This is a genomic window from Bradyrhizobium sp. Arg816, from assembly GCF_029989365.1.
In the GTDB taxonomy this organism is placed as follows: domain Bacteria; phylum Pseudomonadota; class Alphaproteobacteria; order Rhizobiales; family Xanthobacteraceae; genus Bradyrhizobium.
Genome location: NZ_JAPRAQ010000007.1, coordinates 363,383 through 383,100 on the forward strand (window position 1 = coordinate 363,383; position 19,718 = coordinate 383,100).

The following is a 19,718-nucleotide window of genomic DNA, read 5'->3' on the forward strand; positions in this document are numbered from 1 at the left end:
GGAAATGCGTTCCACTGGGATGCAAGGCACCCCAAACTGATATAGTAAAAGTCTGACTTTCCAAATGATCCCCGAACCCGCACCCACCGTCCGAGAGCTTCTCGCCTTCTATCTGGAGGCCGGGGTCGACTGCGCGCTCGCGGAGGAACCTGTCGACCGCCTGGCGGAATTGGATGCTCCGCCGCCGGCCCCGCGCGCCGCACCTCCGGTCGAGGCACCACGGCCTGTTGCCGCGCCCGCGGTGATGCGCGGCGAGGCCGCACCTGCGCCGGACATTGCGATCGCCTCCGCACGCGAGGCCGCGCGCACCGCGCCGACGCTCGAGGCACTGCGCGAGCTGATGCAGAATTTTGAAGGCTGCGCGCTGAAGCACACCGCGACGCGGCTGGTGTTCGCCGACGGCAATCCGCAGGCGCGCATCATGTTCGTCGGCGAGGCGCCGGGCCGCGACGAGGACATTGAAGGGCTGCCCTTCGTCGGGCGCAGCGGCAAGCTGCTCGACCTCATGATCGGCGCGATCGGCCTCAACCGCACCACCGCCTACATCGCCAACGTGATTCCCTGGCGGCCGCCCGGCAACCGCACGCCGACGCCGCAGGAAACGCAGATCTGCCTGCCCTTCATCCAGCGCCAGATCGAGCTGGTGAATCCCGACGTGCTGGTGACGCTCGGCAATCCCTCGACGCAGACGCTGCTGTCGACGCGCGAAGGCATCATGCGCACCCGCGGCCGCTGGTTCGACTACGAGACGGGTGGGCGCACCATCCGCGCGCTGCCGACCTTCCACCCGGCGTATCTCTTGCGTTCGCCATCGTACAAGCGGCTGGCCTGGCAGGATCTGCGCGCAATCGCGAAGGTGCTGGCGGGCGCGTGAGGGACTGAACGCTCCCTCCCCGTCATTGCGAGGAGCGAAGCGACGAAGCAATCCAGACTATTTCCGCGGAAAGATTCTGAATTGCTTCGCTGCGCACGCAATGACGAACGGAGAGAGTACGCGCCCGACTTACGTCCCCTTCGGCCGCACGATGGCCCAGCCGATGCGCAGCAGTTGCTGGCGGCCGGTCACCAGCCATTCGAAGGCGCGCGGCACTTCCGGAACGATGCCGGGAAAGCGCGCGAGGATTTCCGGCGGCGGGGTGCCGGCGGTGTCGGAGGCGCGCCAGACCACGACGCCGCCGGTCTCGCTGAACTTGGCCTGATTGATCCACGGCGTGCGCGCGGGCTGGGCATCGATGAAGAGATGCGGCCGGCCGGAATGCAGCGTGATCAGGCTCGCAAGCTGGGTCTCGCCTGCGACCGCGCGCAGGCGATGATTGGTGCGGCGGGCAAAGCTCTCGTCGAAGAAATCCGAGATCGCGCGCGCCGGCATCGAGGTCGCAATCTCGTTGGCGCCGGTCCAGGGCAGGAACAGCACGGCGAGCACGACGCCGGCTGCGGGCGCCACGACGGCGGCAGCCCACACCGTCCGCAGCACGCGCGCGCGACGCATCGCGATGAGGTCGCCGGCCGCCACCACCACGGCAAGTCCCGACACCACCAGCACGACGCCGGCGCCACCGACGACGGCATCGAGCCCGAGCAGGCCGGAGATCAGGACCGCGCCGAGCGCAGGCGCCAGCGCGAAGAAATAGACGAAGTTGTGCGCGAGCGGCTCGACCGGCGGCCGGTAGATGATCGGCGCTTCCTCGCCCTTGGCGACGAACAGGCCGCTGTTGAGAAAGGTCAGCGCCGGGATCGCCGCCGCCCCGAGCACGAGCCCGCCGAGCAGCCAGGCCGCGTGCAGCGCGCGGGCGTTCAGCTCGGCGACCACAGGCAGGGTCGGCATGACAAGCGTCTCGGCGCGCATCAGCCAGACCGCATAGGGCAGCGCCAGGACAGCGACGACGATCAAAGCGAACAGCGGATCGAGCGCGCGCAGGGTGCGGCGACCGCCGGCGGTCGAGATCGCGAAGACGACGAGCAGGAGGAGAAGGAAGATCGCCGCGGGGATCGTCAGCAGCAAGAGGCCCGCTTCGATCGACCAGGCGAACCAGGCATTGCCGCGGCGCTGGCCGATGATCTGCCAGGAATGCAAAAGAAGAAGCGCCCAGAGCGGCCGCGCCAGCACCAGCGGGCTAAAGTCGAGCGCCGGCGAGGAGAAGGCCAGCACCGTCATGGTCAGCAGCACGGCGAGCACCGCCTGCTGTGAGCCGACCACGGCGCGGGAGAGATGATAGAGCGCGATGAAGGTCGCGACCTCGCAGAGCTGGGCGAGGACATAGACGCCGAACATGTGGCCGCCGGCGGCGCGATAGGCGATGTCGGCGAGCCAGATCGGGAGCGGCGGGCCCAGATCGGTGCCGACCTGGTACTCGCGCCCGAAGGCCAGCAGGGTCGCGAGCGTGCCGGGCGGGCTGCGGTAAAACACCAGCGCCACGAACAGCCACATCGCGGCCTGGAGCAGCACGACGATCCACACGATCAGCCGCGGCCGGGCGCGAATGAGCTCGATGACCAGGGAGGTAAACCGCATGCAACGTCCGAAAGATGCAGCCAACCCGTCCAGCCGGCCCTATTCGCTCACATCTGTTTTGATAAAGGGCGTCACGCGTTGTGGCAACGACAGTCTGCCCTACAAGCCCGCTGACGCATCAATTTCAACGCTTGCGTCCACCTGCACCTCGACCTCGGTCACCGCAAACAAGTCCCGCACCGGCTCGACCGTCGAGGGCATGTGCTTGGCGCGGGCGGCGGCGACGGGGGCGAAGAAGCTGCGGTGGTGGATGGTGGGACCAAGGCGGTCGAGCGCGTCGAGGTGCTCGGGAACGGCGTAGCCCTTGTGTTGCTCGAAACCGTAGCCGGGGCAGTCCTGCGCCAGCGCGCACATCAGCCGGTCGCGCGTCACCTTGGCGATGATCGAGGCTGCGGCGATCGACAGCACGATGCCGTCGCCGCCGATCACGGCCTCGCAGTCGCAGGCGGTGTCGAGCCGATCGCGGCCATCGACAAACACATGACGCGGCGTGTCGGGCAGCGCCACCACGGCGCGCTTCAGCGCCCACAGCGAGGCACGCAGGATGTTGTCGCGGTCGATCCGGGAGCGCGAGGCGACGGCAACCGAGACCTGCGCGGTGGCGCAGATCTTGTCGAACAGTCGTTCCCGCTCCTCGGCCGTCAGGCGCTTGGAATCGTCGATGCCGCGCGGAATGCGGTCGGGATCGAGAATCACGGCGGCCGCGACCACGGGTCCGGCGAGCGGCCCGCGGCCGGCCTCGTCGCAGCCGGCAACCGGCCAGACGCCGCGCTTGATCAGCGCGCGCTCGCGGCGGAAGGTCGGCGAGGCGACGGCGATGATGGCGCCCTGCCTGCCGGCCGGGGTCTTAACGGCCGACCCCTTGGCCGCCTTCGCAGGTGCTGCCTTCTTGGCGGCATCCTTCTTCGGCGCGGCCTTCTCTGGCTCTGGCGCGTCTTTGGCCGGCTTCCTGGCGGACTTGTCCCGAATCATGGCCGGGATCGTGCGCAAGCGGCCCAGCCGGCGCAACCGGGAACCCCGGACAATTCCCGTTATTCAGACCAGCCGCCTACTCGGCCAGGTGCACCCGCCGGTCCTCACCGACCTCGATGCCCGGCGCGACCACGACTTCCCAGGGATGGCCGTCGGGGTCGGCGAAATAGCCGGAATAACCGCCGTAGTCGGTCTCATGCGCCGCTTTCAGCAGCGCGGCGCCCTTGCCGACAACGAAGGCCAGAACCGCGTCGACCTCGTCGCGCGTGGCGCAGTTCCAGGCGAGCGTGATGCCGCGGAAGGTCGCAGGCCTCGGATTGTCCGGTAACTTGGCGTCGGCCGCGAGTTTATCCCAGTGAAACAGGGCCAACACCGGACCACCGGTATCGTAGAACGCGACGGCCTCGCCGGTCGCCTTCAAACGACGCGAGAAGCCAAGCGCGTCATAGAAGGCGATGCTGGCACGAATGTCGCTCACACCCAGTGTGATGACGGTGAGCCGCGGCACCGGCGCGGTAAGTTCCTGACTCATGCTACGCCTCTTCCACTTCCTCGATCAGAACAGGCTGAGCTGATCGCCGTTCCGCTTCGGCCTCGCAAAGTGATCCGTCGTCAGCTTGGAGCGCCGCTTGTTCAGCCCAAGCCTGTCGCAGGCGATCTCGAAGCGGCGGCCGATGGTCCAGGCCATCGGCCCGGTGCCCTTCATCCGCTCGCCCCATTTCGCGTCGTAGTCGCGGCCGCCGCGCATGTCGCGGATCAGGGTGAAGACGTGGCGGTAGCGGTCCGGATAGTTGGCCATCAGCCATTCGCGGAAGAGATCGCGAACCTCCAGCGGCAGCCGCAGCAGAACGTAGGAGGCTTCCTTGACGCCGGCATGGGCGGCGGCATCGAGGATGCGCTCGATCTCCGAATCGTTCAGCGCGGGGATCACGGGCGCGACCATCACGGTGGTCGGAATGCCGGCCTCCGAGAGCTGCTTCAGCGCCTCCAGCCGCTTCGGCGGCGTCGCCGCGCGCGGCTCCATGGTGCGCGCGAGCTTTGGATCGAGCGAGGTGACCGAGATCGCGACCTTGGCGAGGTTGCGCTTGGCCATCCGCGCGAGAATGTCGATGTCGCGCACGACCAGCGCCGACTTGGTGACGATGCCGACGGGATGGCCGGCGCGCTCCAGCACTTCGAGAATGCCGCGCATGATCTTACGCTCGCGCTCGATCGGCTGATACGGATCGGTGTTGGTCCCGATCGCGATCATCCGCGGCTCGTAGCCGGTCGCGGCCAGCTCCTTCTCGAGCAGCGCCGGTGCATCGGGCTTGGCAAACAGCTTTGACTCGAAGTCGAGCCCCGGCGACAGGCCGAGATAGGCGTGCGTCGGCCGCGCGAAGCAATAGACACAGCCGTGCTCACAACCGCGATAGGGATTGATCGAGCGGTCGAAGCCGATGTCGGGGGATTCGTTGCGGGTGATCACCTTGCGCGAGGTGTCGACGCCCACGCTGGTCTTGAACGGCGGCAGCTCCTCCAGGCTCTGCCAGCCGTCGTCGAAGGCGACGCGGGCCTCAGCCTCGAAGCGGCCGCTGGCGTTGGACTGCGCGCCCCGCCCCCGCCTGCGCTGTTTGTCGATGGCGACCGCCAGTTCGGGAAAATCAGAGTCCGCACCCGCCGGCTCGGAGGGCGCCGTGACCGGCGGGTGCTTGAGAGCATGAGAGGATGCTGGACTCATGAAGCCAAGATAGCACGCCAAAGGAACAAATCAAGAACACAAACAAAAAACTGAAAAACAGCCCCATGCACGGTAGCCGCCCAAATTTCGGGCGCGGTCCTTTGACCTCACGCAACACACCCGTCGCGGCGATCCTGTTCGATGCCGGACAGGGATCAATCGCACCGGAACAAAGTTGGTGACGATCGCTGGGTGAAAGTCGGCAGGAACATGACAAATCAACGACAATCGGCCTCAGGGAGCAGCGAGCTCGATCTGCTCGATCGCTATTGGCGCGCCGCGAACTACCTCTCCGTCGGGCAGATCTATCTGCTCGACAATCCGCTGCTGCGCGAGCCGTTGCGGCCGGAGCACATCAAGCCGCGCTTGCTCGGTCATTGGGGCACGACGCCCGGGTTGAACTTCATTTACGCCCATCTCAACCGCGTCATCCGCGCGCTCGATGTCGGCGTGCTCTATATCTGCGGTCCCGGCCATGGCGGCCCGGGCATGGTGGCCAACACCTATCTCGAAGGCAGCTACAGCGAGATCTATCCCGACGTCGCGCGCGATACGGACGGATTGCGAAAACTTTTCAGGCAGTTCTCCTTCCCCGGCGGCATTCCGAGCCACGCGGCGCCGGAAACGCCGGGCTCGATCCATGAAGGCGGCGAGCTCGGCTACGCGCTGGTGCACGCCTATGGCGCCGCATTCGACAATCCCGACCTGATCGTTGCCTGCGTGGTCGGCGATGGCGAGGCCGAAACCGGCCCGCTCGCGGCGTCCTGGCACTCGAACAAGTTCCTCAATCCCGCCAATGACGGCGCGGTGCTGCCTATCCTGCATCTCAACGGCTACAAGATCGCGAACCCGACCGTGCTCGGACGGATGCGCGACGCGGAGATCCGCGACCTGTTCCGCGGGTTCGGCCACGAGCCGCTGTTCGTCGAGGGCGACGATCCCAAATTGATGCACCAGGCCATGGCGGACGCGCTCGACGTCGCGCTCGCCAGCATCCGCTCGATCCAGCAGCATGCCCGCGACGGCCGTAAAAGCGTCGAACGGCCGCGTTGGCCGATGATCGTGCTGCGCAGCCCGAAGGGCTGGACCGGCCCGAAGGAGGTCGACGGCAAGAAGGTCGAGGGCTTTTGGCGCGCGCATCAGGTTCCCGTTGCGGGCTGTCGCGAGAACCCGGCGCACTTGAAAATCCTCGAAGATTGGATGCGCAGCTACGAGCCCGAGAAGCTGTTCGACGGCAGCGGCGCGCTCATTCCCGAGCTTCAGGCGCTCGCACCCGAGGGCATCCGCCGCATGGGCGCCAATCCGCACGCCAATGGCGGCCTGCTGAAGAAGGAGCTGAAGCTGCCGGACTTCCGCAGCTTTGCCGTGGAGGTGCCGCAGCCGGGCGGTGTGACGGGCGAAGCGACGCGTGAGCTCGGCAAGTTTTTGCGCGACGTCATCCGCCTCAACGCCGAGGCACGCAACTTCCGCATCATGGGCCCGGACGAGACCGCGTCGAACCGGCTCGACGCCGTGTTCGAGGCGACCGAACGGGTCTGGATGGAGCCGACGGAGCCTTACGACGTGCATCTCGCCCAGAACGGCCGCGTGATGGAGGTTTTGAGCGAGCATCTCTGCCAGGGCTGGCTCGAGGGCTATCTGCTCACGGGACGGCACGGCTTGTTCTCCTGCTACGAGGCCTTCATCCACATTGTCGATTCCATGTTCAACCAGCACGCCAAATGGCTGAAGGTGACGCGACATCTGCCCTGGCGGCGGCCGATCGCCTCGCTGAACTATCTCCTGACCTCGCATGTCTGGCGGCAGGACCATAACGGCTTCAGCCATCAGGATCCCGGCTTCGTCGATCTCGTCGCCAACAAGAAGGCCGACATCGTCCGCATCTACTTCCCGCCCGACGCCAACACGTTGCTGTGGATCGCCGATCACTGCCTGCGCACCTATGACCGCATCAACGTGATCGTCGCCGGGAAGCAGCCGGCGCCGCAATGGCTATCGATGCAGGACGCGGCCACGCATTGCGATGCCGGCATCGGCATCTGGACCTGGGCCGGCAACGAGGACGCGAACAGCGAACCTGATGTGGTGATGGCCTGCGCCGGTGACGTCCCGACATTGGAGACGCTCGCCACGGTCGACCTGCTGCGCAAGGCGCTGCCCGATCTGAAGATCCGCGTCGTCAACGTCGTCGACCTCATGACGCTGCAGCCGAAAGACCAGCACCCGCACGGTCTGTCCGACCGTGACTTCGACAGCCTGTTCACGTCAGACAAGCCGGTGGTCTTCGCCTATCACGGCTATCCCTATCTCATCCACCGCCTCACCTATAACCGCACCAACCATGCCGGCATGCATGTGCGCGGCTTTGCCGAGGAAGGCACCACGACGACGCCGTTCGACATGGTCGTGCTCAATGGGCTCGACCGCTATCACCTCGCGATCGAGGCGATCGCGCGCGTGCCGGGTCTGGCGACCAGGGCCGCGCAGGTGCAACAGCAGTTCCGCGACAAGCTGATCGAACATTCGCACTATGTGCGCGAACACGGCGAGGACATGCCTGAGATCCGCGATTGGGTCTGGCCGGGCAAGACGGGTTGACGTCATGACGGCGTCGGTCCTCGTCCTCAACTCGGGCTCGTCGAGCATCAAGTTCGGCCTGTTTGATATCTCGGCGGACGAACCTGTCCTGCTCTGCAAGGGCCAGCTCGACGAGCAGGAAGCCAAGCCTCGACTCGTGGTGAAGAGCCCCGCTGGCGAGGACCTGTTCGAGACGCGAAGGGAATCGTCCGACGCGGACAGCGGCCATCTGTTCGCCGACGTGCTCGGCTTTATCAAAGATCGCTTTGGCGACCCGCGGGCAGTAGGTCACCGCATCGTTCATGGCGGGCCGGATTATTCGGGTCCGGTCCAGCTGACTGACGACGTCTACGCAAAGCTGGAAGCACTGAGATCACTGGCGCCACTGCACCAGCCCCGCTGCCTTGAACCTGTCCGCTTCATCAGGGCAATACAGCCCGACCTGACGCAGATCGCTTGTTTCGACACCGCCTTCCATCACACCATTGCGCCACCTGCGAGCCGCTTCGCGCTCCCCCGGCGCTATGAAGAGCGCGGTATCAGGCGTTATGGATTTCACGGCCTCTCGTTCGAATATGTCGCAGGCCGCCTCGCCGCAATGGCGCCCGAGCTCGTTGCCAAGCGCACCATCATCGCGCATCTCGGCAATGGCGCCAGCCTGTGCGCATTACGCGATGGTCGCAGCGTCGACACCACGATGGGACTGACGCCGCTCGATGGCCTCGTGATGGGTACGCGCTGCGGCACGATCGATCCCGGCGTGCTGCTCTATCTGCAACAGCACGAGAGGATGTCGGTCGAGGATGTCCAGCACCTGCTCTATCACGAGTCGGGCCTGCTCGGCGTCTCCGGCATCTCTGCCGACATGCGCACGCTTCTGGCAAGCGGCGAGGCTGCGGCGCGGGAAGCGGTAGACCTGTTCGTCTTCCGTGCGGCGCAGCAGGTCGCGGTGATGGCGACCACGCTGGGCGGGCTGGACTGTCTGGTCTTCACCGGCGGCATCGGCGAGCATGCGAAGGAAATCCGCGCCGCGATTGGTGAGCGGCTTGGGTGGCTCGGCGTGCATATTGACGCGGGTGTGAATGACGCGGCACGCGAGCGGATCAGCGGCAGTGGTAGCGCCGTCAATGTGTTCGTCATTCCGACGAATGAGGAGCTGACAATCGCTCGGCACTGCGCGGCTGTACTGCGAGCGAAATGAAAGCCCGGTCGACCGCTGCATCTTTCCCTTCTCCCCCATGGGAGAATTTCAGCGGGCCATGACTTGTCGGGCCATGACTTGTCGCAGCGCTGCGCGCCGCTGCCGAAATGATCATGGTGCGCAAAGCAAATGATTTCGCCATCGCTTCGAGCACCATGGGTCAACTACGTCGCTCCGCTCAGTACGGAGAGTACCCGCCTGGGCAAACATAGTTTCCGTAAGCGTCATAGCCGCAGCCGCTGCGATAGTAGGCCCCCGTCGCAGCTGCGCCGACCGCCGCGGCCCCCACCGCCGCCGCACCGACGCCATAGCGGTATCCACGATACCCTGCATAAGCGCCCCGATAGCCGTAACGCCCGCCGCGCACGGCAACAGCACCGCCCCGGTATCCACGAGCCGCGACCGCGCCCCCGCGGTAGCCTCCTGCCCGCACGGCACCGCCGTGGAAACCTCCGGCGCGCACGCCGGCGCCGCGACCGCCGCGAGCAAACGCGTCATCGGGAGTGAAAGTGACCAGCAGCATAGCTGCGGCTGCCGAAGCGATGAGAGCTTGACGCAACATTAGCGTACTCCTTCTTCGAGAGAGGAAGCCGCGGACACCTGCTCATCGCGTTGACCGCGGGTCCGACCGAAGTCTCGTGCGCTGGAGCTTGGCGCCCTTGATTTGGATCAAGCCAAAATGTTCCACTTACGTGAACGACTGCTCGTCTTCACGCAACTTGCACGACAACGCGCAGCCTGAGCTAGTGCGTCCCCGACAATATCTGGATGCACCCGATCACGACCTCGATCACGATCAGCACCACGACCGCGATTTCCAGCCGCAGCGAGCGCTGGGTATCGATGATGTCGGTGAGCGCGTTGGCGGTTTCCGACACCGCGGTGAGCTTGCGCTCGAGCGTGTCGAGGCGCTCCTTCAATTCGTACTCGTCTTCGAGACGGGCATAGAGCCGGTCGAGCTCGGGCTTCTCCCAGAGCACGTCCGGTTTCTCGGCCACCGCGACACGGCCGGCGACGCGCTGCTGGACCAGAAGCGCGTTGCCGATCAGTCGCAGGATGTCCTTGCGCCGGGGCGGCGTGCGGCCCTGCTCCGCGAGCTTGCGCGCGAAGGGCTCGATCACGTCGAAGACCGCGGCGACGCGCCGCTCGTCGCGGGCAAGCGAGGTGCTCTTGGCGAGCGCATCCGCAATCAGCAGCAGCCGGTCGTCGGAGAATTTTGCGAGGCAGATCGGCCCGCCCGGCTGGATTGCTTCGGTGCTCTCATCCTTGCAGAGCTGCGCCTGCGCGATCTCCTCCTCGAAGGGGCTGAGCTCGCCGGTCACGCGGGATTTCAGGCTGTCGATCAGCACCTTTTCCTCCGAGGGAAGGAGGCCGATCAGCACCACGACGCCGTAGCGGAAGATCACGACGAGGCCGGCATGGACGCGAAAGGCGGCGGGCGTCGAAGAAACGGCCGCACCAAGCTCGAGCCCGGACGGATTGATGCGTTCACCCAGCATCACGGCGCGAATCCGCAAGGTCGGCGCGGCTTCCGGCTTCGGCGATGTTGGCGTTGCGCCAACGGGAAGTTGATCTGCGGTCACTGGACTATCTCACTTTGCGCGGCGAGCGTTGCACGTTTTTCCCGTCGTAAGGTTTGTTCAGACTGCCGGTGCAGCCTTGCGGACGTGCCGTCCTCGTCCCGATCATATCGGCAGAGAATGCCGCGTTTGAGGCTCACGAAAACGAGATTCGCCGAAACATTCGGCAACGACGCCACCCCGCGCGCGACATATTCGGGTGCGATGGACTGCCCGTGGCTTTCCATTGCGGACCGAAGCCCCGTCCAAAAGTTGCACTCGGCGATGGCGCGTGTTTATGACAATATCATAACGAGCTACGCTTCTCCCGAAGTGCGGACACCGAAGCCTCAATCATGCTGAGCGTCATCATTCCGACCGAAGGCGTCGAGCAGACGGCGGTCGCAACCCTCGCCGCGCTGGTGCCCGGCGCCGCCGCGGGCGTCATCCGCGAAGTGCTGCTGGTCGACGGCACCCGCAACGGCGTCATTGAGCGCGTTGCGGACGTTGCAGGCTGCCGTTTCATCGGCTTCGAGGGATCCTCGCAGGGCGCCGCGCTTGCCGCTGGCGCACTCCAGGCCCGTTCGCCCTGGCTGATGTTCCTCCCCGCCGGCGCGGTGCTGGAAACCGGCTGGATCGACGAGACCACCCAGTTCATCCAGGCCGTCGCGACCAGCGGCCGGGACCGTGCGGCGGTGTTCCGCTACGCGCGCTCGCCCTACGCCGATACCGGATTCCGCGACATGCTCCGCGCCGTGGTGCGCAAGCTCGTCGGCCCGCTCGGCGATCAGGGACTTTTGATCGCCCGCGATCACTACGACCGGATCGGCGGCTACCCGCCCCAGGCCCGCCGTTCCGAGGCGCGGCTGCTCCGGCGGCTCGGCCGCTCGTCCCGGACCATGCTGCGCAGCCGGATCGTCATGGTCGGCTGAGGTGACTGACCTGATACTTGCCAAAGTCAAATAATTGTTTGACAATGGCAAGCATCGAGGTGACCCATGCCATCAGCCCTTTCGTCATCCAGCACTTCACCATCCGGCCCCTCGTCGACCGAACAGGTCGCTGACGACCAGGTCCAGGCGGTTCGCGCCTTCAACCGCTTCTACACCCAGAAGCTTGGCGTGCTCGACCAGCAGCTCCTGAAGAGCCCGTTCTCGCTGAGCGAGGCGCGCGTGCTCTACGAGCTGGCCCATGGTGGCGAGCAGTCGGCCAAGGAGATCGGCATCGCGCTCGGGCTCGACGCCGGCTATCTCAGCCGCATCGTGCAGAATTTCGACGAGAGCGGCCTGATCGCGCGCAAGCCGCTTCCGAGCGACCGCCGGCAGGTTCAGTTGAGCCTGACCGCGAAGGGCCGCCAGGCGTTCGCCAGGCTCGAACGCTCGTCCCAGGACGACGTCGCCGCGATGCTGCGGCCGCTGCCGGGCGAGGAGCGCAGCAAGCTCACCGGCGCGATGGAGACGATCGAGCGGCTGCTCGCCATGCCGCGCACGCCATCCCCGCGCGCGACCTTGCGCGAGCCCCGCCCCGGCGACATGGGCTGGGTGGTGCAGAGCCACGGCGCGCTCTATGCGAGCGAATACGGTTTCGACTCCGGCTTCGAAGCGCTGGTGGCCGAGATCGTCGCCAAATACATGACCTCCTACGATGCCTCGCGCGAGCGCTGCTGGATCGCGGACATCGAGGGCCGTCCGGTCGGCTCGGTGTTTCTGGTCAAGGCCAGCGACGACGTCGCCAAGCTGCGCCTGTTGCTGCTCGATCCGGCCGCACGAGGCCAAGGGCTAGGCCAACGGCTGGTCGCCGAATGCGTCTCCTTCGCGCGCGCCTGCGGCTATCGGCGGATGACGCTGTGGACGCAGAGCAATTTGGTCGCCGCGCGAAAAATCTATCAGGATGCAGGTTTCAAGCTGACCGCCACCGAGCCGCATCGCAGTTTCGGCCAGAACCTCACCGGCGAAACCTGGGAGCGCGATCTCTGATGCGGCGGCACGCGCTCATCACGGGAGAGCTCGTCGATCTCTACAAGCGCCGCGCACGACGGCTGCACGCGGAGGCGTGCCGGACTATGTGGCGCGTGGTGTGGGGCTCGCTCAGACTGAAGAGATAGTCACTGGCGCAGCGGGCGCGATGCGCATTGCTGTGCCCTCGCCCCTTGCGGGAGAGGGCGGCGACGCTGGTAGATACGAACTCACTTGGTTGAGGGGTATGTCTCCGAGCATTCCGCGCGGATAGATACCCCTCATCCGGCGCTACGCGCCACCTTCCCCCACATCCGCCCTCGCCAAGGCTTCGGCGGACATGAGGGGGGAAGGGAAGAAAGAGCCTTAGCGTCCGCACTTACACCGTCGCGCCCTGCGCCTTTGCCCTTCGCAGATGCTCATCTAACCGCGGCATGATCTCGACGAAATTGCAGGGACGCGTGCGGTAGTCGAGCTGGGCCGCGAGGATGCCGTCCCAGCCGTCGCGACAGGCGCCGGGCGACCCGGGCAGGCAGAAGATGTAGGTGGCGCCGGCGACGCCGGCGGTGGCGCGGCTCTGGATCGTCGACGTGCCGATCTTGGCGTGGCTCAGCATGTGGAAGGCGATCGAGAAGCCGTCCATGCGCTTCTCGAACAGCGGCTCGATCGCCTCCGGCGTGACGTCGCGTCCCGTAAAACCGGTGCCGCCGGTGGTGATGACGACGTCGACACCGGCGTCAGCAATCCAGCGGCGGACGACGGCGCGGATCGCCTCGACGTCGTCGGTGACGATCTCGCGCGCGGCAAGATGATGGCCCGCAGCGGTGAGGCGATCGGCCAGCGTCTGGCCGGACTTGTCGTCGGCGAGCGCGCGCGTGTCGGAGACGGTGAGCACCGCAATGTTGAGCGCGATGAATTGTTTGGATTCGTCGATCGAGGCCACGACTTCACTCCTGCTTCCCCAACCCCGCCGTCATCCCCGGACGAACGCATTCGCGTTCGCTCGGGAGGTGCGCGCGCAAGCGCGCCTCGAAGGATGGGCCGCGGGCTCGCCATCCTTCGAGGCTCGCCAAGAGGCGAGCACCTCAGGATGACGCCACAATCAGTCTACTAGGACCCGCCGCCGAACGTGTTGCAGGCCTGGACGGTGCCTTGCTGGTAGCCGGTCATGAACCACTGCTTGCGTTGCGCCGCCGAGCCGTGGGTGAAGGAATCGGGCACGACGCGTCCCGTGGCCTGGCGTTGCAGCGTATCGTCGCCGATCGCACTCGCCGTGGTCAGCGCGGCGTCGATGTCACCGGGCTCGAGGAAATTCGGACGCTTCTTCGCCTCGCGGTTGACCCAGACGCCGGACAGGCAGTCGGCCTGCAATTCGACCTTCACCTGGAGCGCATTGGCCTCGGCCTTGCTCCCGGCCTGCTGCTGCAGCCGCGTCACGCGCGGAATGATGCCGAGCAGGTTCTGGATGTGATGGCCTGCCTCATGCGCGATGATGTAGGCGGTGGTGAAGTTGCAGGCGGACTTGCCGGAGCAGCCGCGGAAGCGCGTCTCGACCTCGCGGAAGAAGCCGGTGTCGAGGAAGATGGTGCGGTCCGGCGGACAGTAGAACGGCCCCATCGCCGACTCTGCCCGGCCGCAGCGGCCGCCATTGGTGACGTTGCGGAACAGTACGACCTTCGGACCGGTGTAGGACTGGCCGCTGGCCTGGAAGATCTCGCTCCAGCGGTCGTCGATCTCGCCGAGGATGCCGGAGATCATGCTGCCCATCTCGTCGGTCGGCGCGCCGCGTTTGGCGGTCGAGGACGATTGGCGATCGGTCTGGTAGCTCGGCGCCTGGCCGCCGCCGGTGAGGATCTCGGCGCCGCCGATCAGGATGCGCGGATCGATGCCGAAGGCATAGCCGACCAGGCCGAGCACGATGATGGTGCCGATGCCCAGACCGCCGCCGCCCATCGGCAGGCCGAACCCGCCTCCGCCGCCGCCGCCCATGCCGCCACCGTCATCGCGACGATCCTCGATGTCGTCGCTGCGGCGGAAATCATCGTAACGCATGGCGGGTTTCCCTCAGTCCTCAATTGGCGTCATTTGGGCGCAGAAGCGCGAAAGCTCAACGCGCCACACACGTAAAATTTCCAATGCGTTAATCAATATCCCGCTCGGCAATTATTGCCTAGTGCGACAGCATGCCGATGCCAGCAATTTTTTCCGGGGTCGTGCAATTTTTTCCGAGAGAAATTTGGCGACCTGACTGCTCCCGCAGCGCGAAGAAATACGAAATACACTGGAAAACACGACGAATGAGCAGAGCGAAACGCGCGCCATGCGCGATGCGAGGGCTGCTCACGAAAGCGGCGGGTTAAGTCGATTTTTACTTTGCCGCTCCATTGTAACGGTCAGTCGGTTGTTTGGTCCCGCGTCGCCGACAGCGTCGCCTGAGTCAGAGTTCTTGAGTCATGGTAGTGTCGCGTCGCGGGGCGTCTGCAAGGGCGCCCCGCACAAATTTTGAGTCCGCTTCGCACAGCATCATCCTCGGTGATTGCGTCGCCGAGATGTCGAAGCTTCAGGCAGGTTCGGTCGACCTCGTGTTCGCCGATCCGCCCTACAATCTCCAGCTCAAGGGCGATCTCAAGCGCCCCGACGAATCCCATGTCGATGCCGTCAACGACGACTGGGACAAGTTCGATTCGTTCTCCGCCTATGACGACTTCACCCGCGCCTGGCTGCTTGCCGCCCGCCGCGCGATGAAGCCGTCGGCGACGATCTGGGTGATCGGCTCCTATCACAACATCTTCCGCGTCGGCGCGATCATGCAGGATCTCGGCTTCTGGCTCCTGAACGACATCGTCTGGCGCAAGTCGAACCCGATGCCGAACTTCCGCGGCCGCCGCTTCACCAACGCGCACGAGACCATGATCTGGGCCGCGCGCGACGAGAAGGCCAAGGGCTATACGTTCAACTACGAAGCGCTGAAGGCCGCCAACGAGGACGTGCAGGCACGGTCAGACTGGCTGATCCCGCTCTGCACCGGCGAGGAGCGCCTCAAGGGCGCCGACGGCAAGAAAGTGCATCCGACGCAGAAGCCGGAAGGCCTGCTCGCGCGCGTGCTGCTGTCGTCGTCGAAACCCGGCGATCTCGTGATCGATCCCTTCAACGGCACCGGCACCACCGGCGCGGTCGCGAAACGTCTCGGCCGCTCCTATATCGGTTTCGAGCGTGACAAGACCTATGCCAAGGCGGCGGAAGCCCGCATCGCCGCGGTCGAACCGCTGCCGGAAGAAAGCCTCGCCCCGTTCATGACCGCGCGCGAAGCGCCACGGGTCGCGTTCTCCGAGCTGATCGAGCGCGGCATGATCATGCCCGGCACGAAGCTGTTCGACGCCAAGAAGAAGCTCGGCGCACTGGTGCGCGCCGACGGCGCCATCATGCTGGGCGACAAGGTCGGCTCGATCCACCGCATCGGCGCGGTGGCGCAAGGCGCGCAAGCCTGCAACGGCTGGACCTTCTGGCATGTCGAGACCAAGAAGGGTCTCAAGCTGATCGACGAGCTCCGCGCCGAGATCCGCGCGGGTATGGGGGCGGAGTAGCCACTTCCCGCGATCTCGTAGGGTGGGCAAAGGCGCCCTTGCGCCGTGCCCACCATCTCTCTCCCCGGGACGCAGATTTGGTGGGCACGCTTCGCTTTGCCTACCCTACGGCTCCTTGAACGCCGCAACAGCCAGGACTACATTTCCCCGATCAGCCCCGTCCTGACCGGTCCGGCTCCCATGCGACGACAGTCCGAGACTTTGCTGCTGGTGCCGCTGCTGCCGATCTTCCTGCTCGGCATGTTTCCGATGTTCCTGATCGCCCTGCTCGGCTTTTTCGGCCTCGCCATCTTCGGCGTGCTGGTGGTCTGCGTCGGGCTCGCCAGCAGCAACGAGGCGCACGACAATTTCAATCACGACGTCATCGTGCACGGCTATGCGCGCGGATCGGAGCGCAAGGCGCGGGCCTCCGACATGCATCTCGCCACCCGGCTCGGGCTGCGCCTGGAGGCCGTGGGCGCGGCCATGGTCATTACGGCGGCGATCGGTCTTTGTTACGCCGGCTGATCTGCGCACCACGCAGATACCGCCCGGCAAACTCGCCGGTTGCTCTCCCAGGCCATGTTCGGGCACAGAAGGCCGCGACGCCGCAATCATTCTCTAAAAAGGGAATTGGGGAGACAAACATGCTCAAATTCTATTTCAACGGATCGCCGAACCCGACCAAGGTCGCGCTGTTCCTCGAAGAGTCCGGCCTACCGTTCGAGCCGGTCAAGATCGACACCCGCACGGGCGAGCAGTTCGCGCCGGACTATCTGAAGATCAATCCGAACGGCAAGGTGCCGGCAATCGATGACAACGGCACGATCGTGTTCGACAGCAACGCCATCCTGCTCTACCTCGCCGAGAAGACCGGCAAGTTCCTCCCCGCCGCCAACGTCCGCGGCGAGACGCTGTCATGGCTGATGTTCATTGCCACCGGTGTCGGGCCGTATTCTGGCCAGGCCGTGCACTTCAAGCATTTTGCGCCGAAGGACCAGAACCACGACTACGCACATAACCGCTACCAGTACGAGACCGATCGCCACTACAAGATCCTGGACGCTCACCTCAAAGGCCGCAGCTATATGGTCGGCGACAGCTATTCGATCGTCGACATGGCGCTGTGGGGCTGGGCGCGGATGGTGCCGTTCAAGCTCGGCGACGACGCCTTTGCGCGCTACCCGAATGTGAAGCGGTTGGTGGACGAGATCTCGGCGCGGCCGGCGGCCGCACGCGCGATCGCGCTGAAGGACAAGTTCACCTTCAAGGCCGAGATGGACGACGAGGCGCGCGCCAACATGTTCAAGCACATGACGACGAAGGTCGCCTGATCACATCTCGACACGATTTGAAGGCCACGCGCATCCGCGTGGCCTTTTGCTTTTATGCGGCGTGGACCGAGTTCAGGAACTTCGCGACTTCCTGCTTCAGCCGGTTGCTGTCGGCCGAGAGCGAGCGCGCCGCCGAGAGCACCTGCGAGGAGGCCGAGCCGGTCTCAGAGGCCCCGCGCTGGACGTCGCCGATATTGGTCGAGACGCGCTGCGTGCCGTGAGCGGCCTGCTGGACGTTGCGGGAGATGTCTTGCGTCGCCGCGCCCTGCTCTTCCACGGCGGCGGCAACCGCCGACGAGATCTCCGACAGCCGCTCGATCGTGCCGCTGATCTCCCGGATCGAGCCGACCGATTGCTCGGTCGCGGCCTGGATGCTCGAAATCTGTTGGCCGATCTCGCCGGTCGCTTTCGCAGTCTGCTCGGCCAGCGCCTTGACCTCGGAGGCGACCACCGCAAAGCCGCGGCCGGCCTCACCCGCACGCGCCGCTTCGATCGTGGCGTTCAGTGCCAGGAGGTTGGTCTGGCCGGCAATCGTGCTGATCAGCTCGACCACGTCGCCGATGCGGGCGGCCGCCTTGGACAGCTCGCCGACGCGCTCATTGGTCCTGCTCGCCTGCCCGACAGCCTCGTTGGCGATCCGGGCGGATTCCTGCACCTGGCGGGCGATCTCCGAGACCGAGGAGGACAGCTGCTCGGTCGCGGACGCCACCGCCTGCACATTCGCGGTGGCTTCCTGTGACGCCGACGCCACCTCGGTCGAGAGATTCTGCGCGCGCGTCGCGGTCGCCGTCAGCGTGCCGGCCGAAGCCTCGAGCTCGTTCGATGCCGACGACACGGTGTCGACGATCTCGCCGACCGCCTGCTCGAACTGGTCGGCGAGCCGGACCATGTCGGCCTTGCGGCTCTCCGCCTGCCGCGCCTCGGTCTCCGTCTGCTCCGTGCGCAGCCGTTCGGTGTCGATCATGTTGGTCTTGAACACCTCGATCGCCTTGGCCATGTCGCCGATCTCGTCGGCCTTGCCGCGCCCGGGAATCTCGACCTCGAGATTGCCGCCGGCCAGCATCCCCATCGCGCGCGTCATCGACGTCAGGGGACCGACGATGCCCCGCGCGATCAGGAAGGCGACGATCAATCCGAACAGGGTGGCAAGGCCGCCCGCGATCGCCTGCACGGTGGTCGTGCCGTCAATCACGGCTTCGGCCTGGCTGCGCGACTCCTTGTAGTCCTTCTTCAAGGCGGTTTCCGCGACCTTGAGCTTGGCGATGCTGTCGACGATGAGGGGCGCGAGGCTCTTGTGGTAGATCTCGTCGGCCTGGAGCATCGCGGCCGACGTCGTCTCGAACGCGGATTTGTAGATTCCGAGCGAGGTCTTCACGGGCGCGAGCGTGGTTCGCAATTCCGCCGCCTGCGGGCTCTTTTCGAGCGCCGAGAGGCGCTGCGACGCCCTGTCCACATTGGTTCTGAAGTTGGCGGGCCCCTTGCTGTCGCGCAGGGCCAGGAAACGCCAGTTCGCGATCTGGACGAGAAGGAGCCTGGATTCGAGGTCCGCGACGAGGGCCCCGGTGTCTTCGTCGACGGCTGCGCGCGCCACGTCGACCAGCTTGCCCATCTTGACAGTCAGCTCGTCACCGCTCGGCAGCAGCGTCGCCTTGCCCGTCCGCGCCTCATTGACGGCGTCGCCGAGATTGTCACGCAGGCTGCGCATTTTCGCGATGTCGGCGATCAGATCGTTGTAGAGCTTCCGTCGCTCCTCGGAGAGCGTCCCCTGCGCCCCGACCTTCAGCAGCTCGGTCGCCGCCGTCTCCCGCTCTGCGGCCTCCTTCATTGCGGGCTCGCTGGCGTCGTAGATGTAGCGCAGATTGGCGCGCTGGATCGCCTGAAGATGGGTCGAGACCTCCAGGACCCGCGCCGTGCTGTCCGAAAACGCCGAAGCTTTTGCGACCTGGTCCTGCACGGACCGCAAATTCCAGATGGCGACCACCGCCATCACGAGACCAACCGCCACCAAGGCCATGAAACCTGCGTACAGGCGTCCCCTGATCCGCAAACGAAAGTTCGGCATTCCCACTATTCCACCCAGGTGCATGTGAATTCGGGCGGACGAACGACCCCGGCAATCGTCACGGCCACCCCCGGCAGCCGCGAGTCGCTTTTCGGCACCCACGCTGCACCGCGGTACAATGAGGGACACTCGTTAATTGAACCTTCCGATTTTTCGCGTATGTGTGCGCCGGCTCGCACAAGACCTGCTGATTTTATCGGCAGTTGCACAGGTTTCGGGGCAAAGCCCGCAGCCGCATGCAGAGCGCTGCACGCGTCGCCGGG

17 protein-coding genes are annotated in these 19,718 nt (G+C 65.6%); 8 read left to right on the forward strand and 9 right to left on the reverse strand.

Annotated features, from left to right (window positions below; translation table 11 throughout):
• Nucleotides 1-64: 64 nt before the first annotated feature.
• Nucleotides 65-874 carry a uracil-DNA glycosylase family protein gene (locus OWC48_RS20345; protein ID WP_282521551.1) on the forward strand — a complete coding sequence of 270 codons (810 nt, stop codon included), beginning with the start codon at nt 65-67 and terminating at the stop codon, nt 872-874.
• Between the two features lie 129 nt (nt 875-1,003).
• Here OWC48_RS20345 and OWC48_RS20350 read toward each other — a convergent pair whose 3' ends face one another.
• From OWC48_RS20350 to OWC48_RS20365, 4 genes are all read right to left on the reverse strand, one after another.
• Nucleotides 1,004-2,512: a glycosyltransferase family 39 protein gene (locus OWC48_RS20350; protein WP_282521552.1), complete on the reverse strand. Its 1,509-nt coding sequence runs from the start codon at nt 2,510-2,512 to the stop codon at nt 1,004-1,006.
• Nucleotides 2,513-2,611: 99 nt separating this feature from the next.
• On the reverse strand, nt 2,612-3,484 hold the full coding sequence (locus OWC48_RS20355; protein WP_282521553.1) for a ribonuclease HII: 873 nt from the start codon (nt 3,482-3,484) through the stop codon (nt 2,612-2,614).
• Between the two features lie 76 nt (nt 3,485-3,560).
• The gene (locus tag OWC48_RS20360; protein ID WP_282521554.1) at nt 3,561-4,016 is read right to left on the reverse strand and encodes a VOC family protein; all 456 of its coding nucleotides are present in this window, start codon (nt 4,014-4,016) and stop codon (nt 3,561-3,563) included.
• A 24-nt stretch (nt 4,017-4,040) separates the two neighbouring features.
• Nucleotides 4,041-5,204 carry a PA0069 family radical SAM protein gene (locus OWC48_RS20365; protein WP_014497353.1) on the reverse strand — a complete coding sequence of 388 codons (1,164 nt, stop codon included), beginning with the start codon at nt 5,202-5,204 and terminating at the stop codon, nt 4,041-4,043.
• A gap of 210 nt (nt 5,205-5,414) precedes the next feature.
• Between OWC48_RS20365 and OWC48_RS20370 the strand changes: the two genes are divergently transcribed.
• On the forward strand, nt 5,415-7,802 hold the full coding sequence (locus tag OWC48_RS20370; protein WP_282521555.1) for a phosphoketolase: 2,388 nt from the start codon (nt 5,415-5,417) through the stop codon (nt 7,800-7,802).
• Between the two features lie 4 nt (nt 7,803-7,806).
• Nucleotides 7,807-8,982 carry an acetate/propionate family kinase gene (locus OWC48_RS20375; protein WP_282521556.1) on the forward strand — a complete coding sequence of 392 codons (1,176 nt, stop codon included), beginning with the start codon at nt 7,807-7,809 and terminating at the stop codon, nt 8,980-8,982.
• A 178-nt stretch (nt 8,983-9,160) separates the two neighbouring features.
• Here the strand turns inward: OWC48_RS20375 and OWC48_RS20380 are convergent, their stop codons facing one another.
• Together OWC48_RS20380 and OWC48_RS20385 are read right to left on the reverse strand one after the other, a co-directional pair.
• Entirely contained in the window at nt 9,161-9,544 is a 384-nt protein-coding gene (locus tag OWC48_RS20380) for a hypothetical protein (RefSeq protein ID WP_282521557.1), read from the reverse strand.
• 181 nt (nt 9,545-9,725) lie between these two features.
• Complete coding sequence (locus OWC48_RS20385) at nt 9,726-10,565, reverse strand: RMD1 family protein (protein WP_282521558.1); 840 nt, start codon at nt 10,563-10,565, stop codon at nt 9,726-9,728.
• Nucleotides 10,566-10,897: 332 nt separating this feature from the next.
• On the opposite strand from OWC48_RS20385, the gene OWC48_RS20390 reads away from it, so the two are divergent.
• Both OWC48_RS20390 and OWC48_RS20395 read left to right on the forward strand, forming a co-directional pair.
• Complete coding sequence (locus tag OWC48_RS20390; RefSeq protein WP_282521559.1) at nt 10,898-11,473, forward strand: glycosyl transferase; 576 nt, start codon at nt 10,898-10,900, stop codon at nt 11,471-11,473.
• A gap of 66 nt (nt 11,474-11,539) precedes the next feature.
• On the forward strand, nt 11,540-12,517 hold the full coding sequence (locus OWC48_RS20395; RefSeq protein WP_282521560.1) for a helix-turn-helix domain-containing GNAT family N-acetyltransferase: 978 nt from the start codon (nt 11,540-11,542) through the stop codon (nt 12,515-12,517).
• A 358-nt stretch (nt 12,518-12,875) separates the two neighbouring features.
• Here OWC48_RS20395 and moaB read toward each other — a convergent pair whose 3' ends face one another.
• Together moaB and OWC48_RS20405 are read right to left on the reverse strand one after the other, a co-directional pair.
• Nucleotides 12,876-13,439 carry a molybdenum cofactor biosynthesis protein B gene (gene moaB / locus OWC48_RS20400; protein ID WP_282521561.1) on the reverse strand — a complete coding sequence of 188 codons (564 nt, stop codon included), beginning with the start codon at nt 13,437-13,439 and terminating at the stop codon, nt 12,876-12,878.
• A gap of 167 nt (nt 13,440-13,606) precedes the next feature.
• Nucleotides 13,607-14,548, reverse strand: coding sequence for a neutral zinc metallopeptidase (locus tag OWC48_RS20405; RefSeq protein WP_282521562.1), 942 nt, complete (start codon nt 14,546-14,548; stop codon nt 13,607-13,609).
• A gap of 401 nt (nt 14,549-14,949) precedes the next feature.
• Between OWC48_RS20405 and OWC48_RS20410 the strand changes: the two genes are divergently transcribed.
• From OWC48_RS20410 to OWC48_RS20420, 3 genes are all read left to right on the forward strand, one after another.
• Nucleotides 14,950-16,080: a site-specific DNA-methyltransferase gene (locus OWC48_RS20410; RefSeq protein WP_028150731.1), complete on the forward strand. Its 1,131-nt coding sequence runs from the start codon at nt 14,950-14,952 to the stop codon at nt 16,078-16,080.
• A gap of 180 nt (nt 16,081-16,260) precedes the next feature.
• Nucleotides 16,261-16,587: a hypothetical protein gene (locus tag OWC48_RS20415; RefSeq protein WP_014497363.1), complete on the forward strand. Its 327-nt coding sequence runs from the start codon at nt 16,261-16,263 to the stop codon at nt 16,585-16,587.
• A 119-nt stretch (nt 16,588-16,706) separates the two neighbouring features.
• The gene (locus tag OWC48_RS20420; protein WP_282521563.1) at nt 16,707-17,393 is read left to right on the forward strand and encodes a glutathione S-transferase family protein; all 687 of its coding nucleotides are present in this window, start codon (nt 16,707-16,709) and stop codon (nt 17,391-17,393) included.
• Between the two features lie 52 nt (nt 17,394-17,445).
• Here the strand turns inward: OWC48_RS20420 and OWC48_RS20425 are convergent, their stop codons facing one another.
• Nucleotides 17,446-19,455 (reverse strand): methyl-accepting chemotaxis protein, encoded by a 2,010-nt coding sequence (locus tag OWC48_RS20425; protein ID WP_282521564.1) that lies wholly within the window; start codon nt 19,453-19,455, stop codon nt 17,446-17,448.
• Between the last annotated feature and the right edge of the window lie 263 nt (nt 19,456-19,718).

What these genes read in the sequence shown, in the direction of transcription:
- OWC48_RS20395 (WP_282521560.1), top strand. Translation starts at nt 11,540, where the DNA reads ATGCCATCAGCCCTTTCGTCATCCAGCACTTCACCATCCGGCCCCTCG.
- OWC48_RS20355 (WP_282521553.1), bottom strand. Translation starts at nt 3,484, where the DNA reads ATGATTCGGGACAAGTCCGCCAGGAAGCCGGCCAAAGACGCGCCAGAG.
- OWC48_RS20425 (WP_282521564.1), bottom strand. Translation starts at nt 19,455, where the DNA reads ATGCCGAACTTTCGTTTGCGGATCAGGGGACGCCTGTACGCAGGTTTC.
- OWC48_RS20405 (WP_282521562.1), bottom strand. Translation starts at nt 14,548, where the DNA reads ATGCGTTACGATGATTTCCGCCGCAGCGACGACATCGAGGATCGTCGC.
- OWC48_RS20345 (WP_282521551.1), top strand. Translation starts at nt 65, where the DNA reads ATGATCCCCGAACCCGCACCCACCGTCCGAGAGCTTCTCGCCTTCTAT.
- OWC48_RS20370 (WP_282521555.1), top strand. Translation starts at nt 5,415, where the DNA reads ATGACAAATCAACGACAATCGGCCTCAGGGAGCAGCGAGCTCGATCTG.
- OWC48_RS20390 (WP_282521559.1), top strand. Translation starts at nt 10,898, where the DNA reads ATGCTGAGCGTCATCATTCCGACCGAAGGCGTCGAGCAGACGGCGGTC.
- OWC48_RS20360 (WP_282521554.1), bottom strand. Translation starts at nt 4,016, where the DNA reads ATGAGTCAGGAACTTACCGCGCCGGTGCCGCGGCTCACCGTCATCACA.
- OWC48_RS20380 (WP_282521557.1), bottom strand. Translation starts at nt 9,544, where the DNA reads ATGTTGCGTCAAGCTCTCATCGCTTCGGCAGCCGCAGCTATGCTGCTG.
- OWC48_RS20350 (WP_282521552.1), bottom strand. Translation starts at nt 2,512, where the DNA reads ATGCGGTTTACCTCCCTGGTCATCGAGCTCATTCGCGCCCGGCCGCGG.
- OWC48_RS20375 (WP_282521556.1), top strand. Translation starts at nt 7,807, where the DNA reads ATGACGGCGTCGGTCCTCGTCCTCAACTCGGGCTCGTCGAGCATCAAG.
- OWC48_RS20365 (WP_014497353.1), bottom strand. Translation starts at nt 5,204, where the DNA reads ATGAGTCCAGCATCCTCTCATGCTCTCAAGCACCCGCCGGTCACGGCG.
- OWC48_RS20410 (WP_028150731.1), top strand. Translation starts at nt 14,950, where the DNA reads ATGGTAGTGTCGCGTCGCGGGGCGTCTGCAAGGGCGCCCCGCACAAAT.
- OWC48_RS20415 (WP_014497363.1), top strand. Translation starts at nt 16,261, where the DNA reads ATGCGACGACAGTCCGAGACTTTGCTGCTGGTGCCGCTGCTGCCGATC.
- OWC48_RS20420 (WP_282521563.1), top strand. Translation starts at nt 16,707, where the DNA reads ATGCTCAAATTCTATTTCAACGGATCGCCGAACCCGACCAAGGTCGCG.